A 14,229-nucleotide genomic window follows, 5' to 3' on the forward strand; every position below is an offset into this window, starting at 1 on the left:
CCGTTCGAAGGCTTCGTGACTGGAGTGCTACGGGTTTCGTAACAGCCTCGTTCCTCCTCCTGCACCTTCCCCATTTTCAAACATCGCGGGCAATCGGATGTCACGACATGTCGGTCGAACGCTTGTTCGCGCCTTTGCGGAGGTTGATTCCGAATTGCAAATAGGCCTTCAGGCAGCAAAGCAAATGGGTCCATCCGGCGTTCTGACCGAGCCCTTGCTTGATCCCATCTGCATCCTCATTGAAGGAACTCTCGGTTATCTTGACCACCGTACTGTCATCTACGTCTGGCTCGAAAAGTACCCCGACATCGTGCTTCGATCCGGAGGCCGCCCAGGAAAAGACAATTAGCTTATTCTCGACTACCTCAAGAATATCGACGCTGAACTTCGCGTTAACATCGTCAAAACTCCATTCGACCCTCTCGCCTTGCCGAATGGGAGCACTAGCCGACGATATGAAGTAATTGCTCATGTGGGTTGGATCGATCCATGCTTCGAATACTGCGGGCAAGGGTCTCAAAATCCTATCGCGAACTTCTACCTTAAAAGCCATTGCTCCTCCATTCAAAAAGATATCGATGTGTTTGTGTTCAAAAAGCAATGAAGGTCCATCGAGTACGAGGTCATTTGGCAGTCGTCCGCGATGGACTCGAACAGAGTGACCCGACGAGTCTAATCACCGATATCTTGCACAGTGAGCTCAAGTGCTGCGATGTCGAACTTTGTCATTGTCATCATGGCGTGCATTACTTTCGGCTTCTGCATCAGTTCGGGAAGGTGGGCTGGCACAATTTGCCATGAGATACCAAACTTATCTTTTAGCCAACCACACCGACCTTCCTTGCCTCCGTCGGAAAGAGTCGTCCAGTAGTGGTCTACCTCTTGCTGTGAGTCGCACCGCACCACAAAGGAAACTGCTTCTGTGAACTCGAACATTGGGCCGCCATTGATTGCCGTAAATAGCTGTCCGTCCAGTTCAAAGGCGATGGTAAGGATGTCCGCCGGCACCGGGCCGCCTCCGGTATTGTGTATGACTTCCAGACGTCGGGAGTCTTCGAACACAGAAAGATAAAATTCGACCGCGTCCTCAGCATTGTTGTTAAACCAAAGAAACGGGGTGATGCGAGGAAAGTTTTCAAATGCGCTCAAGTCAGTTCTCCTTTATTTAGCTTGACCACCATAACATGTTTAGCCATAATATGGCTATGAAGCTTGATGCACGATCTTCCTCTTTAGGTCTGGTTGTTCTGGGCATGCTCATAGACGAGCCAATGCACGTCTATCGCATGCAGAAACTCCTAAAACTTTGGGGAAAAGACAAGGTCGTCAACATTCGGAGATCGGCAAGTATCTACCAGACAATTGAGCGGCTGATCCGACTCGAATTGGTGGACGTTCGGAAGACAGTTCAGACCGAAAGTCATCCCGATCGGATCGTATATGGAATCACAGCGAAGGGCCGTTCGACGCTGAGGGTTTGGCTTCGCGAAATGCTCAGTGCTGTGGGGGGAGAATTCCCGGATTTTCCTGCAGCTGTATCGATGCTCGCGCTGCTCACACCGGAGGATGCGCTCGGGAGCTTCAAGGTCCGGGCCGAAGCTATCGAGGTTGCACTCAAAGAACTCGAAGAAGAGAAGCGAGCAGCGGGAGATGTTCCACGTTTGTTCCTTCTTGAAGATGCCTATCGGACGGCGCTTCTGGAGGCAGAACTTGTTTGGCTAAGGAGCACGATATCTGACCTTGAAGACGGTTCTCTTTCCTGGAACGAGGAGTGGATACGATCGATCGCTGCTCAGCATAAGCCTGCGCACCAGGACGAAAACGCGGCCAGCGAACTACCTCGCGCTGAGACAAAGGCGCGTAGGGGTGACCAAAAACCAAAGAAGAGCCAAGCAGGCTTCGCGAAAAAGCGGTAAGTAGTGCGATTGCTCTAGCGATCAAGAGAAAGGTTTACCGATGCAAACATTACCACTCAAAGTCATGATTGTCGGGGCGGGCACGGGCGGTTTGGCACTGGCTCACGGCCTTAAACAAGCTGGAGTCGATGTAACAGTCTTCGAGCGAGATAGGACACCGCGTGAGGCGAAGGGAGGCTACCGCGTAGGGATCAGCCCCGCCGGCAGCCAGGCACTGAAGACATGTCTGCCTCCGGAACTCTTCCAATTGTTTCTCGCAACGAGTGCGCGCCCGCCGCGCTACTTCAACATGCTCACGGAGCAATTCTCCAACCTGATTTCTTTGGAGATGAAGGATGAAGATCCCACTCGTGGCGAGCAAAACATAAACAGACTGACCCTACGTCGAGTCCTTCTGACTGGACTGGATGACGTCGTTCGCTTCGATAAGAAGTTCGTTCGTTACGAAGATCAGGCCGATGGCTCCGTGACAGTATTCTTCGAGGACGGCACTCAATCTCGGGGAGACGTTCTCATAGGGGCAGATGGAGCGGGCTCCCGTGTGCGCAAGCAGCGGCTTCCCAATTCGCGCCACGAAGAGACAGGCATTCTTTCCCTCGGAGGAAAGCTCGCCATGACAGCGGAAAGCAAGGCATTGCTGTCAGAAAAGATGTTTTATGGAATGTCCATGATTATGGCGCCGAAGGGCATTGGGGCAATCATTCACTCGCTCGAATTCGCATGGAACCGCGCCGATTGGAAGGGGCAGCTGGAAAAGGATGGGGCGAACATCCTCGTTCAATGGCCCGGATTGTTGAATGAAGACACAGACGATTACATCGGATGGGGATTGTGGGCGTCGCGAAAACAGTTCCCGACGGACCCGATGACGTTGAAAGAATCGGAATTGATTGGCCTCGCGGAACAGATGACAGAAGGTTGGCATCCGAACTTTCGCAAACTTATTCAGATGACCGACCCGGCGTCGATGCACGCTATCAATATCCGAACATCTGTTCCTGTCACTCCGTGGGAAACCTCTAACGTCACCCTTCTTGGCGACGCTATTCATACCATGACACCGGGCAAGGGCGCCGGAGCGAACACAGCGCTTCGCGATGCAGCTCTCCTGCTCAAAAGGCTGGTTGAAGTAAGTCGAGGCGAAAAGTCTCCAGTCCAAGCTTTTCACGAGTACGAGAGTGAAATGTTGCGATACAGCTCGAAGCTCGTCCTCGACTCGCGCAAACAGATGAATGAAAACGATGCGATTCACAAGCCAATTATCGGGGGATTGCAATTGGGCGTGATGAGAACGGCGATGTGTGTGATTGACTCCGTGCCAATGTTGAAACGTCGTGTAACGGACAAGGTAAAACGAAGTCGAGCTGCAGAGAGCGAAGAGTGAGTTCGTCGGCGTTCATAGAGATACATGCTCTCCCGGCCTAGAGAGCAAGCCGTTTGAAGCGGTAATAACCAATGATCGGAGAGATTCAAAATGAACGAACCAAACACAGATATTCAAGTTCAAGTTCGCGATTGCATCTTGAAACCCATTGCAGTGGTCTTCGATGCCGTAATAGATCCAGTAAAAATGTCGAACTACTTCATCTCGGGGTCGAGCGGGCCAATGAAGCCCGGCCCAATGACATGGGAATTCGGAGATCTCGGGGCGAAAGTTGCAATCAACGTTCTGGAAGTCGACTTAAACAAAATGATTGTGTGGGAGTCTACGGCTCTAGGACAACCGACGAAATCGATGATTGAGTTCGCGCCCGATGGCGAAGACGCCACCGTTGTCACGATCACAGAAGGCTCTTACTCCTTTACCCCCGCCGGTGTGAAGCTCGCGCTCGGCCAGAATGCAGGGTGGACTTACACGCTGTGCGCGCTGAAGGCATACGTCCAGTTTGGAATCAACCTTCGGACTGGTCTCAACAAACGGCTGACAGATGTTTCATAGTCGGGGGATAGCTCGAATCAGCAGACGGCCACGTCAGAGCCGGTCGATCAAAATCTTGTGCTCCGCTGTCATTGCGGCCTCGGTTCTCGGATGGATTGCCACCGCTTGGTACTTCAGCAATCAGATCATCAAGCCGGAGCATGAACCCGCGGCGTTCGCTGAGACCGTAAAAAGCATTACGACTTCACCGCGAGGCGATCCCATCGTTTCGCTTGTGCGCTCTCCCGCAACGGCGAAGCCCGGCCGATGGGGGCTCGTGTGGCAAGGCGGCAGCGCGATGCTTGGAAATATCATTGCAGAGACGCCAGACCAAATTGATCGCATGTTGCTCAGCGGGAACATTCCACCCCTGGGTACGCGAGCAAGCATGTCAGGTACTTATAGCCCTGATCCGATGGCTGCGCTCGGATTAAGTTTTTCTGAAGTCGCAATACCAACGGAACTTGGACCGGCACCGGCATGGTTGATTCCTGCTGACCCAAAAGCCGAGGCAGGAATGTCCGCGGGTACTTGGGTTATCACCGTACATGGGAGCAGCGCAGACCGTAAACAGTCGCTCAAATTCGTGCCGGTCCTCCATCGTGCAGGGTTATCAGTTCTGGACATCACCTATCGCAACGATATCGGCGCGCCTCGCTCATCTGACGGCCTGATGCATCTCGGAGAGGCGGAATGGAGGGACCTCGACGCCGCTGTACGCGCAGCATACTCGATGGGCGCAAAGCACATCGTGCTGTACGGCGGTTCGATGGGTGGCGCAATCGTTCTCCAGTTCTTGGCGAATTCGCCCCTCGCAGATCGCGTTTCTGCCGTGCTGTTAGAAGCGCCGATGCTGAGCGTTCCGCGCATGATCGACAATCTGGGCTACGTACATCACATGCCCGCTCCGCTAACGTGGACGGCTCTGCAGTTGACGAATTGGAGACTAGGCTTCGACGTTCATCGAATCGACGCTTTGCGATTCCCGCTCAAGGTGCACCCTCCGACCCTGATGCTGCAAGACATGGCGGATCGGGTCATGCCGCTCTCCGCAGCACGTGAGTTCGTATCTAACAGTGCCCGTCAGGGTTGGCATATTTCATACTCCGAGTTCCCGAATGCGGGGCACGGAGAAACGTGGAATAGGGACCCCGAACGGTGCGAGATGCTGATGAAAGAATTCTTGCAAGCGAGTCTGCATTCTGGGCCAACTGTATTTCCCAAGCAGTGAAAGGACGATCAAAATCACCGAGTCATCGTCGTATCGACATCGATCATCGTGACTTTGATTGTCAGTTGACGGTGACCTGCGTTCAAGAGTTGAGCTATGCGCCGGTTAAACATCAGAATGGACGGGCAGATTGCAGTTCTTGCAGTGGCTGAGAGGGGTTCGTTCAAAGCAGCGGGCGAATATCTCGGCATCGGCAAATCCGCTGTTCGTAAACAGATTGAACACATCGATCGAGAGTTGGGCGCGCATGTATTCCGAGCCTCCGGGAGACGGATGGTGCTGACGGAAGCCGGCGGCATCTACCTTCCCGAAGCTCGCGAATCTGTCAGACATGCGCGGCTGGGCGTGGATCGAGTCCGAGCATTCGTCAAACTACAGAACAACGACCTTCGCATCGGGTACTCCACCTGTCTGAATAGCAAACTGCTGGAAGTCGTGAGGCGCATCCAGCCGGAGGGCAGCGCCTCGATGTCCATCACAAGAGAAAGCCTGCTGACGCATGAAGTCGTCACGGGAGTTATCGAAGGTGAGTTCCATGTAGGATTCGGAATCCTGCCCATCCCGGAACCTGATTTGTACACTCGCTTGCTCATGGAAGAGCCTGTCGTGGCGTGTCTCCCGGTAGGCCACCATCTTGCCACAAAATCTACGATCAACCCGGAAGATCTGGGCAACGTGCCTATGGTGTCGTTGTCGAAAAGAGGACTTCCCGGCAGACATGAAGAGATTGTGACTTATTTCGAGAGCCTCGGAGTTCCGCTCAGATTCGTAGCCGATGCCTATTCCGTTGATGAGGCCCTCTGGCTGGTGACGAAGGGTGCTGGCGTTTCCCTGATGACGAGATTCTCCGCTTCGTCCTATCGCCACGAGGTAGTGATCAGACCGCTCTCGGATCAATTGCTCACCGTAAAGAGTGGGATATTCACTCGGCGCGATCACGATCAGAAACTCTTGAAAGATTTCGTGGATCTTGCCTGGAATGAGACGACGGCTCTGAGGCCGCGGCTACAAGGATCTGGCCGGCGACTGCCCACATAACAGCTCAATCAATCAATCCCCGGAGGACAATACATGCGCAAATTCTATCTCGTTTCTATCGCAGGGCTGCTATTCCTTGCTGCATGCAATGATGCAAAGAAGCCGAGCGAAGCAACTCTCACGAAAGCGATTGACCAATATCTGACAAAACACGGCGAAGCCTGCACGGTGATCGGTCGCCCGTTTCCGATTGATATTCCTGAGTCCGAGCAAAGGCTCCAGTCTGGTACTGGCCTCGAAATGGCGGCTCTTGAGCAGGCTGGATTGTTGCAGTCGAGCAGTACGACCGCGGTCGTTCACGGGATGCTGGATGCGCTACGGGGGTCTACTCCGCCGCAGCCTGTGAAACGCTACGAACTCACCACGGAAGGAAAGAAATACTTCCAACAGGTTCCCGGCACCTTCGGGCAGACGAGCGGGTTGTGTTACGGGCAGAAGACCGTGGATACGATCGTCAAATGGACGGAGCCCGTGACGGCGGGAGCGTCTTCGCAGACCGAGGTCACCTACACGTACAAGATCGTGAACTTGGCAGGCTGGGCAGAGCGTTCGGATGTTCAACACGCTTTTCCCATCATTCAAGCGACCCTAACCGGAGCGTCGAAGTCAACCGAGATTGCAGGATTGCAATTGACCAGCAAGGGCTGGGCGGTTCCTGGGCAGTAAGGTTCGTGCCTCTGTCTAGAGCATAAGGGACTTATTGATTGTGCCCCGTAGTATTGGCAGACTCGGCGGACGTTCGGATTTCTGTAATGTGACGCCATCCGTCCTGGTTCATCACTTGCACTATCACGTCGATGGATCGGCCACACTCCTCCTCGACATCGCGCAAGGGGACACCTCCTGAGCCACGCATGGCGAGTTGCGCCAAGCGGCGGAGAGCATCGCTGGCACTATTGGCATGGATGGTTGTAATCGACCCGCGATGGCCTGTATTCAAAGCATCGAGGAAGACCCGCGCTTCATGGCCGCGAATCTCGCCGACGATGATTCGGTCCGGTCGGTGCCGGAGCGCGGCCTTGAGCAAATCCGCGAATCCAATCTGATTCTTGTGGGTATCAAGCTGGGCCTCGGCGGAGATGACGTGCGGCTTCCTGATATAGATTTCTGCTACCTCTTCGAGGATCAGGATACGATCGCCGTCCGGAATGAAACCTGCGAGCACGTTGGTGAGTGTCGTCTTTCCCGATGAGGTACTCCCAGAAATCAGGAGATTGTCGCCACGCCGGATATGGTTCGTTAGAGTCTCGGCCTGTGCTTCCGTTAGAGTTTTCCGCTCGATCAGGTCACGGATGGTGAAGTTCCGCGAGGTGAACTTGCGGATGGTCATCATCGGGTTTGGATTGACCACGGGCGGGATCAGCGCCGCCATGCGGCTGCCATCCGGCAGGCGCAGGTTCATAATGGGTGAATCGGCATCGAGCTTCTTGCCGAAACGATTTGCGATAACTTCAAGACCTGTCAACAATGCTCCGTCATCAAACCGGATGCCGGGCTGCAATAAGATGTGACCCTTCTCTTCGATCCAGACCGAGCCGTCAGGATTGACCATGATCTCGGAGATGGTCGTATCCATGAGCAGATGTTCAATCGACTTCAGGAAAGGGATGATAATTTCAAAGCTCATGCAGGTATCCTCTCCGGATCGAAGGCGATTCGTTCCTGGTCAAACCACGACATGGTGACGGGCAGGAAGTCAGGCTTGAGATAGCAGTAGGTAGGTCGCAGAGGGCTCACACCATCGAAGGCGACGACCACGGACTGCGCGTTCTTGAGGTCGAAGAACACCTTCTCTTCAAAGAGTGGCTCCGCATGCTTTTGGTACTGCTTGGAAGCGGAGACAGAGCCTTTGCTGGACGACGTGCGGCCACTGAGCCAGCCGACATTGGCATTGGTCGAGGACTCGGAGACGGTATAGCTGATGCGGGTGCGGTCGGCTTTGCCACACAACTCGGAGGCATACCGGGCCGTCTCCGGGTCGGTCGTCGTGAGGAAGACCTTGTTGCGGAGCGCCTGCAGCAATGTTTTGACGCCCTCATTGGGTAGCGCATCCTTAAGGCTGGAGATACTCTGCGTGGCGACAATTGGAATGCACTTTGGTTGCCGAGAGAGAGACAGAAAGCGTTCATCGCCTGTCGGGTTGTCGCCGCCGACCGTGGCGAAGTTCTGGTACTCATCACAGATGAAGACGGTCGGACGAAAGTGTCTCTCGGGGTTTGCGTCCATCCTGGGGATACGGAGTTGCACGGCACGCTGATAGTCGATCTTCATCATGGTGCCGATTGTCTTCGCCAGCGCCGGATTCAGGGCCACGGGAAAGTTCAAGCCGACGACCGCTCCCGATTCGATCAGTTCGTCAAAGGGGGGCAGGACGATACCATGCGGATCAGTAGCGCATGGCTTGCCGTCGTAGAGCTCCTTCGGAGGACAGAAAACACGGCGCACGTCAGGGTCGGTCTCGAAGAGCGAGAGGAAGACGGCGATACCCTGGATGATGGAGGTTTTAACCTCGGAGCGAAAGAACTTCCAGTGCTCCCAGTACCAATACTGGATGCTGTCGAAGCGGTCCCGGTGCTCTGGTCGATAGGGCTTGCGAGTGAAGACGTCGAACGCTGCGGAGGTCTCTTGTGTGAGCAGGTTTTCCAGCGTGTCCGTCCATGCGATCAGGTAAAGGCCAGCATCTTTGTTCCACGCGAAGCCGAGCGGAGATAGCAGATCTTCATGTTCCCGGTACTCGTACTTGCCCATACCGATATAGCTGGTAGTACTGAAACGTGAACCCACCTCGGTCAGCAACTCCTCCAGCCTTCCGGCGCTGATGACGGTACGGAAGAGATCGACCATCGTGAGGTATCCATCACGGATTCGGTGCAGCAGGATCACATACCGCACAAGATCGGTGTACGACTGCTGCCAGAAAGGCTCCTTGCCCCTACCCCATATCGACGTGATGATGGAGGCGATGTTGAACGCCTGGGCGTAAGCATCGAGCGAATTGTTCAGCGGGTTATAGCGTACGTGGCCATCTAGCGAAACCTCTACATAATCCTGTTCGCGCCCGCACCATTTGAGGATGCGCTGAAGCTGACGGCAAAGATCGCCTTTGACCTCGAGCACGATACCCGAGAGTCTGCGCGAGGGATCGTCGGCGCGATACGCGAACAACTGACGCATCGCCGGCAAAATCAGCCCATAGGTTTTGCCCGAGCCGATGGAGCCAAACGATGCGATGCCGGTATAAAGACCGCGCTCCGGGATCGAGAGCCACTGCGGAGCCGGACTGGGCTTCGGGACTAGCTGACGGTGAACCTCTCCAAGGACTAAGGACAAATCTCCTCGCGTGCGCGGATCGGAATACGGAGGAAGGGCACCTACAGGCTGTTCCAAATCGTCCCGATAGAGATGGACATATAGCAATGAGAAGATCATGGAACACGCTATGAACGGAGTCGAATATAGAAAGAGGGTATAGCTCCACGCTACTGCGTGAAAGATGGGAGGCCTCTCCAGCTCCATCAGACACAGGAATGGATTGGCTATATTGAGTGGAAACATGCTATTGAGGACGATGCCACTGGCCACGCTCATCCCAAGCGCGAGCACCATGCGGTTGTCGACCAGTAGCCGGAGGATCTTCTGAAATTGAACTCTGACGCCCATGTGTCGATGCCTTTCTTATGCGCGAGTTGCCGCGTTCGCAACGGGTTCGGATACAGGCTTGATGGGTGTGGGTGATGGTTTTGTAGTACTGGCAGCCCGTGCAGCATTCGCGGCAGAGCTGGCCTTGTATTTTTGGAAATCCTCATCCTGAGTCAGTGCGAAACGCAGTAGCTCGTTGACGATATAGTTGGTTTCGTTGTTCGACCACTCAGCCAGTAGCTCGATGTCATCGGCCACAGTCTGGTCGATGGAGGATTGCAGCTTCGCGCGCCGAATCCTGCTGACGCCGTGTTCTAGTTTTAGTTTGCTCATGGATATCTCCTGTCGATGTAGGTGTGACCTTGTGTCTATCTGTCCTGATTGCGATATGAACCAGCGATTGATGTTGAACTGATCCGGTTCAGCTTCAGCGCAGATCAGTGAAATATCCGCGTCCGATATTTTCTGGATACGTGTTGTGTTCGGGCGGGAGCGACCAGCGGGGCGTCAGCCGTCGCGGAAACCCCGGAGGGCTGGGTCGCTCCCGCCCCCGCCCTTGTTCTTCTCTACTCACCTCCGTCGTTAAGTGCTTGTTGTGCAACGAGTTGCTTGCCAAGCAGAAGCGACTCACTAGACCGCCCGCTAGACCCGAGTTGCGGCTGTGGTTTCCGCTCTCGCCGAAACTGATAGAGCGGATAGGTGTACGGCAGAAGGGCCGTTGTGAACTTTGCCTGCGGTCCCTGCTGCTGAAATCGCTGACGGATGCGCTCGGCATTCGTACTGCCTATCTGCCAGGCCGCACACAATGCCTGATGTTCGAGCGTCGTGTAGATGTGTTCACCCTCGCGCAGGACCGCAAGGTCGCGCAGTGTGACAGGACGTCTCTGGGTGTCGTGACTCTCGCGTGCGCCCAGGTATTCAAGAAAATGATCGACACCGCGAGGCGTCATGGCAGTGACGCCAAGCGCGCGTGTCATTGGATAGAGCACAGCAAAGACCTTGCCGACACGCTCAAAGTTCCGGTCGGAGTCAGCAAGGTACAGCAACTCGAAGCCGGGGAGCGCGGCGAAGACAGCGCGATACCGGCGCAGGAAATTCTCGAAACCGCTGGTGGAAAGAGTGCCTTCGTCGATGAAGCTGAAGCGGACGCTCCGCTCTCCGTATATAAGGATGGGGAATTCTTCGGGAAACAGATGCACGCTTCCCGTTCCAACCGGGAGAAGGTTTTCGCTCAGGCCGAGGGTCTGAGTGAAGAAGTCATGCCTGCTCTCCGAGGAATCGAGGAGCCTATCGCCGAGGTGGTCAAGGACGAAGTCCAAGACCATGAGGCGGCTCTTGATGTGGGAATCACCCTTTAGTCGGCGGTGCTGCGAAGCTGCCAGCCCGACTGCGGCGTACATCTCTCGGGACGTCAGGTGATAGACATAGCGAGCCTGCCCGCAGGCGACGCTTTGGAGATGACCAAGTGCGGTGGCTTTCCGCAGGAGCTGCGCGGCGATAGCTCCGCGCTCCCGGCGAATGAAGCGGTCGTACTGGCGGCGCAGGAAATAGCCGGAGTGCAGGACGACCAGGTACAGGAACGCGGCCTCGCGTTCCGTGTATCCCACAGACTCCAGCACCGGGACGGGATCGTAGCCGAGACTCATAGGTCGAGAACATCCCGCATCATGAAGTGTTCGTTTTCGATCTTCGCGGTAATGGAGGCGCGGTCGGCGCCGGCAGCGTAGGCGCGGAAACCTGCCTGCGCTTTATCACGCAGGTGACCGGCGCTATACGCTGCAGTCAGGACTTCGATGTCTTCGTGGCCAGTGCGAGAACCCTGGTCGATGTCCTCACCGGACTTTGGTTCACGGTCGAACTCAATCCGCGCATCGGGAATCTGGATGCTGCCATCAACGACGGGCAGCTCCTGCTGTTTGGCGACCTTTTCTTTGATCTCCGCCATGTCGCGTTTCGGATCGGCCTTAAGCTCGGCGTAGATGGCTTTCTGAACCTCAGCCTTAATCTCAAAATCGAGTTTCACGCGGAGGTTCGTACCACCCTGGTCCGTGATCTTCTCTGCCTCTTTCCCATAGGCACGGTAGATCAGAGAGTCATGTTCCATCTCACGCGGCTTGACGAAGCCCGCATAAATGGCTTGGCCTGTTGGAACCTCGCCGCTCTTGCGGAGCCATGCGCGACCGTCTTTGGTCAGCGTGGCGACCTCCGCACGGTCGATACTGCGGCGCTTCCCATCGCGGCGGAGATTGATGTGGCGTGTTGTGACCAGGCCTTTGGAGCGGAGGTAATTCAGGTCCTCACGCAGTGTGCGCCGTTTTCCTCCGTAGACCGCATCCGCAAGATCGTCGGTGCGGACGACACGGAAGCGTCCCAACTCCAGCATTGCCCTGCGCTCCTCGGGCCTGAGCTGTACGCCGATGGTTTGGGCAGGCATGCGATGCCGTTGCGGACGTCGGCTGTCCGGCGCTTCACGCGGGTCCGCGGCCCGGTGCTGTTGTGGCGACTCATGCTTTTTGTGCGGCGCAGACTTGGAACGACACGGTGGCTCATGGTTCAGCCTGTGCTCGTCGGCTCGTTCGGACAGCGCCTTCAGTCGGCGCGTAATCGGATGCGACTCCTGTTCTTTGAGAACATTTCGTTCAGCGGACGTTGAAGCGTCAGGCGCGATATTGTGGCGCTGAGGAACATCGTGGGGAATATCGAGCCTCATTCGCCCTCCTCGCCGTCGCCACGCTCCGTGGGAGCGGGCGCAAACTCAATGGAAGCCTGAGAGGTGTGGGACTTCGAGGAGTGCCTCTTTGGGCGATCATTAGTCGGAGTCGGCACGGAGGTTTCACCAGAAGCCGGCGCGGGCGTCGGGCCGTAGCCGACGACACGGCGCACGTCGTAGTCGGCCACTCGCGTGAAGCGGTTCATTTCTTTCTCGGCAGCTTCCCGCATGGCACAGATCTTGCCGACAAGGTCCGGTGTGCGTTCCTGATACTGGTCTTCACCCTGCATCGCTATCGCTCCTCCTCATCTCCGAACTGCGCGAGGATTTCGCCTGAGAGTTCGCTCTGTCCCGTATGGATCTCCTGATCGAGATGCCGGAGCTTGCGGCCAGTGTCGCGCAAGAAGAATTTGCGCTCGATCCAAATAGTGAGGCCGAGGATGTTGGCGAAGAGCAGAGCGCAGTAAAGCGCGATGCTCTGCAGATAGTTTTGCAGAATCAGGCTCCGCCACGGAGTGAGGAAACGTAACTCGTGACTCAGCCAGAAGCCGAGCGCGAGAAAGATCAGGGTGGCAACGAAGACAGCGTTAGCAAACATCGGTATCCCTTTCGCCGCGAAAAATGAGCGGTATGGTCAGGAGAAATGCGGAGAGGTGTCGGCCTCTCCGCAAAAACAAGCAGATGAAATCAGCCATCCTCGCCAAGATCGACGAGCGCCTCAGGACGATCCAGCCTGGTGATCCGGGTTGCGTGAACGGCATAGGAGCCATGCTTCATCGGGAAGCGTTCGCCGGCAACAACGACGGTTCGTTCCTGCTGCTGCTCGCGGAGTTCGCCTTCGACTTCGAGGTAGTCGCCACGCCTCATGCCGCGAACCATGCCGCAGAAGTATGGGCCAGGGCAGATGATGCGATGCCAATCGGTGCGCGGGGTCCACTCGTTGGTGGAGAGGTCCCAAGTGCCGGCGACCGTCGCCAATAGCAGGATTGCGAATGAATCCACCTGGATGTGATCGGATGAGGGAGCCTCGGCATTCTTTCCGAGGAAGCCACTGAGCTTGACGGTGTTATCGAAGAGATTCATGGTTGCACCTCCCGAGGGAGGACGACGCGGCCTAAGCCGCGTCGTCCTCCGTGATCGGCTCGGAATCGAGGTTCTCTGCGCGTGAGCTCTCGGGCTGCGCCAGCTTCTTGACGATGTTGGCGCGTATCTCCCAACCCCGGCGCTTGAGCGTGGTCTTCTTCTTGCCCTCGCCGACCTCGGCATCGAACTCGGTGCTGCGCAGCTCGCCCTCGATCTCGACGTAGTCGCCCTTCTTCAGGTCCTTCGCGTAGTCGGCGGGCTTGCCGAAGGCTACGATGCGGTGCCATTCGGTGTGGTTCACCCACTGCTGCGTCTGCTTTTCCTTGTAGCCCGACTTGGTGGCGAGCGAGAGGACGCTGAAGGTCTTCTGCTGTTTGGTGGCGAAGTTCTCGGCGTCCTTGCCGATGAAACCCTTCAGTTTGATGTTGTTTTCGTAGAGTGCCATGTCATTTCTCCTGTCTGTATTTGCCCGGATTGCCCTCGGGACACTCTTGCGCGAAGCGACGCGAGGTGCCCCGCTCCCAAGTGCCGAAGGCGTGTCTTTCTGCGGAGGCTCCGAAGAAAAAATCTCGCCCCGCAGGGGCCGCAGCCGCAGGGAGATTTTTTGTTTGGAAACCCAGACCCGAAGGGCGCCCGCAAGGGCGAAGCAGAACGCCGAGTGCCGCAGGGCGCGGGATAAGCACTGAAGCGAGTG

17 protein-coding genes are annotated in these 14,229 nt (G+C 56.0%); 6 read left to right on the forward strand and 11 right to left on the reverse strand.

Annotated elements, in window-relative coordinates; all coding sequences use genetic code 11:
* Window positions 1–100 precede the first annotated feature (100 nt).
* A complete protein-coding gene (locus GSQ81_RS18445; RefSeq protein ID WP_158912071.1) occupies window positions 101–553 on the reverse strand; it encodes an SRPBCC domain-containing protein in 453 nt (150 codons plus the stop codon).
* Window positions 554–672: 119 nt separating this feature from the next.
* Entirely contained in the window at window positions 673–1,149 is a 477-nt protein-coding gene (locus GSQ81_RS18450) for a VOC family protein (protein WP_158912072.1), read from the reverse strand.
* A 56-nt stretch (window positions 1,150–1,205) separates the two neighbouring features.
* Between GSQ81_RS18450 and GSQ81_RS18455 the strand changes: the two genes are divergently transcribed.
* From GSQ81_RS18455 to GSQ81_RS18480, 6 genes are all read left to right on the forward strand, one after another.
* Entirely contained in the window at window positions 1,206–1,916 is a 711-nt protein-coding gene (locus tag GSQ81_RS18455; RefSeq protein ID WP_158912073.1) for a PadR family transcriptional regulator, read from the forward strand.
* Window positions 1,917–1,980: 64 nt separating this feature from the next.
* The gene (locus tag GSQ81_RS18460; RefSeq protein ID WP_158912074.1) at window positions 1,981–3,300 is read left to right on the forward strand and encodes an NAD(P)/FAD-dependent oxidoreductase; all 1,320 of its coding nucleotides are present in this window, start codon (window positions 1,981–1,983) and stop codon (window positions 3,298–3,300) included.
* Window positions 3,301–3,390: 90 nt separating this feature from the next.
* The gene (locus tag GSQ81_RS18465; RefSeq protein ID WP_158912075.1) at window positions 3,391–3,855 is read left to right on the forward strand and encodes an SRPBCC domain-containing protein; all 465 of its coding nucleotides are present in this window, start codon (window positions 3,391–3,393) and stop codon (window positions 3,853–3,855) included.
* 277 nt (window positions 3,856–4,132) lie between these two features.
* The gene (locus tag GSQ81_RS18470) at window positions 4,133–5,065 is read left to right on the forward strand and encodes a S9 family peptidase (RefSeq protein WP_158912076.1); all 933 of its coding nucleotides are present in this window, start codon (window positions 4,133–4,135) and stop codon (window positions 5,063–5,065) included.
* Between the two features lie 96 nt (window positions 5,066–5,161).
* Entirely contained in the window at window positions 5,162–6,103 is a 942-nt protein-coding gene (locus GSQ81_RS18475; protein ID WP_158912077.1) for a LysR family transcriptional regulator, read from the forward strand.
* 33 nt (window positions 6,104–6,136) lie between these two features.
* Window positions 6,137–6,769, forward strand: a complete 633-nt coding sequence (locus GSQ81_RS18480; RefSeq protein ID WP_158912078.1) for a hypothetical protein — start codon at window positions 6,137–6,139, stop codon at window positions 6,767–6,769.
* 31 nt (window positions 6,770–6,800) lie between these two features.
* On the opposite strand, the gene GSQ81_RS18485 is transcribed toward GSQ81_RS18480, so the two are convergent.
* From GSQ81_RS18485 to GSQ81_RS18525, 9 genes are all read right to left on the reverse strand, one after another.
* Window positions 6,801–7,730 (reverse strand): CpaF family protein, encoded by a 930-nt coding sequence (locus GSQ81_RS18485; protein ID WP_158912079.1) that lies wholly within the window; start codon window positions 7,728–7,730, stop codon window positions 6,801–6,803.
* Entirely contained in the window at window positions 7,727–9,763 is a 2,037-nt protein-coding gene (locus GSQ81_RS18490; RefSeq protein ID WP_158912080.1) for a type IV secretory system conjugative DNA transfer family protein, read from the reverse strand. The genes GSQ81_RS18485 and GSQ81_RS18490 overlap by 4 nt, the downstream gene beginning before the upstream one ends.
* A gap of 15 nt (window positions 9,764–9,778) precedes the next feature.
* Window positions 9,779–10,075, reverse strand: coding sequence for a hypothetical protein (locus GSQ81_RS18495; RefSeq protein WP_158912081.1), 297 nt, complete (start codon window positions 10,073–10,075; stop codon window positions 9,779–9,781).
* Between the two features lie 233 nt (window positions 10,076–10,308).
* Window positions 10,309–11,388 carry a hypothetical protein gene (locus tag GSQ81_RS18500; RefSeq protein WP_158912082.1) on the reverse strand — a complete coding sequence of 360 codons (1,080 nt, stop codon included), beginning with the start codon at window positions 11,386–11,388 and terminating at the stop codon, window positions 10,309–10,311.
* Entirely contained in the window at window positions 11,385–12,452 is a 1,068-nt protein-coding gene (locus GSQ81_RS18505; protein ID WP_158912083.1) for a hypothetical protein, read from the reverse strand. The genes GSQ81_RS18500 and GSQ81_RS18505 overlap by 4 nt, the downstream gene beginning before the upstream one ends.
* Window positions 12,449–12,742, reverse strand: coding sequence for a hypothetical protein (locus GSQ81_RS18510; protein ID WP_158912084.1), 294 nt, complete (start codon window positions 12,740–12,742; stop codon window positions 12,449–12,451). The genes GSQ81_RS18505 and GSQ81_RS18510 overlap by 4 nt, the downstream gene beginning before the upstream one ends.
* A gap of 2 nt (window positions 12,743–12,744) precedes the next feature.
* Window positions 12,745–13,050: a hypothetical protein gene (locus GSQ81_RS18515; RefSeq protein ID WP_158912085.1), complete on the reverse strand. Its 306-nt coding sequence runs from the start codon at window positions 13,048–13,050 to the stop codon at window positions 12,745–12,747.
* Between the two features lie 89 nt (window positions 13,051–13,139).
* Window positions 13,140–13,535, reverse strand: coding sequence for a hypothetical protein (locus tag GSQ81_RS18520; RefSeq protein WP_158912086.1), 396 nt, complete (start codon window positions 13,533–13,535; stop codon window positions 13,140–13,142).
* A 31-nt stretch (window positions 13,536–13,566) separates the two neighbouring features.
* Window positions 13,567–13,980 (reverse strand): single-stranded DNA-binding protein, encoded by a 414-nt coding sequence (locus tag GSQ81_RS18525; protein ID WP_158912087.1) that lies wholly within the window; start codon window positions 13,978–13,980, stop codon window positions 13,567–13,569.
* Between the last annotated feature and the right edge of the window lie 249 nt (window positions 13,981–14,229).

Source organism: Granulicella sp. L56 (genome assembly GCF_009765835.1).
Taxonomy (GTDB): Bacteria; Acidobacteriota; Terriglobia; order Terriglobales; family Acidobacteriaceae; genus Edaphobacter.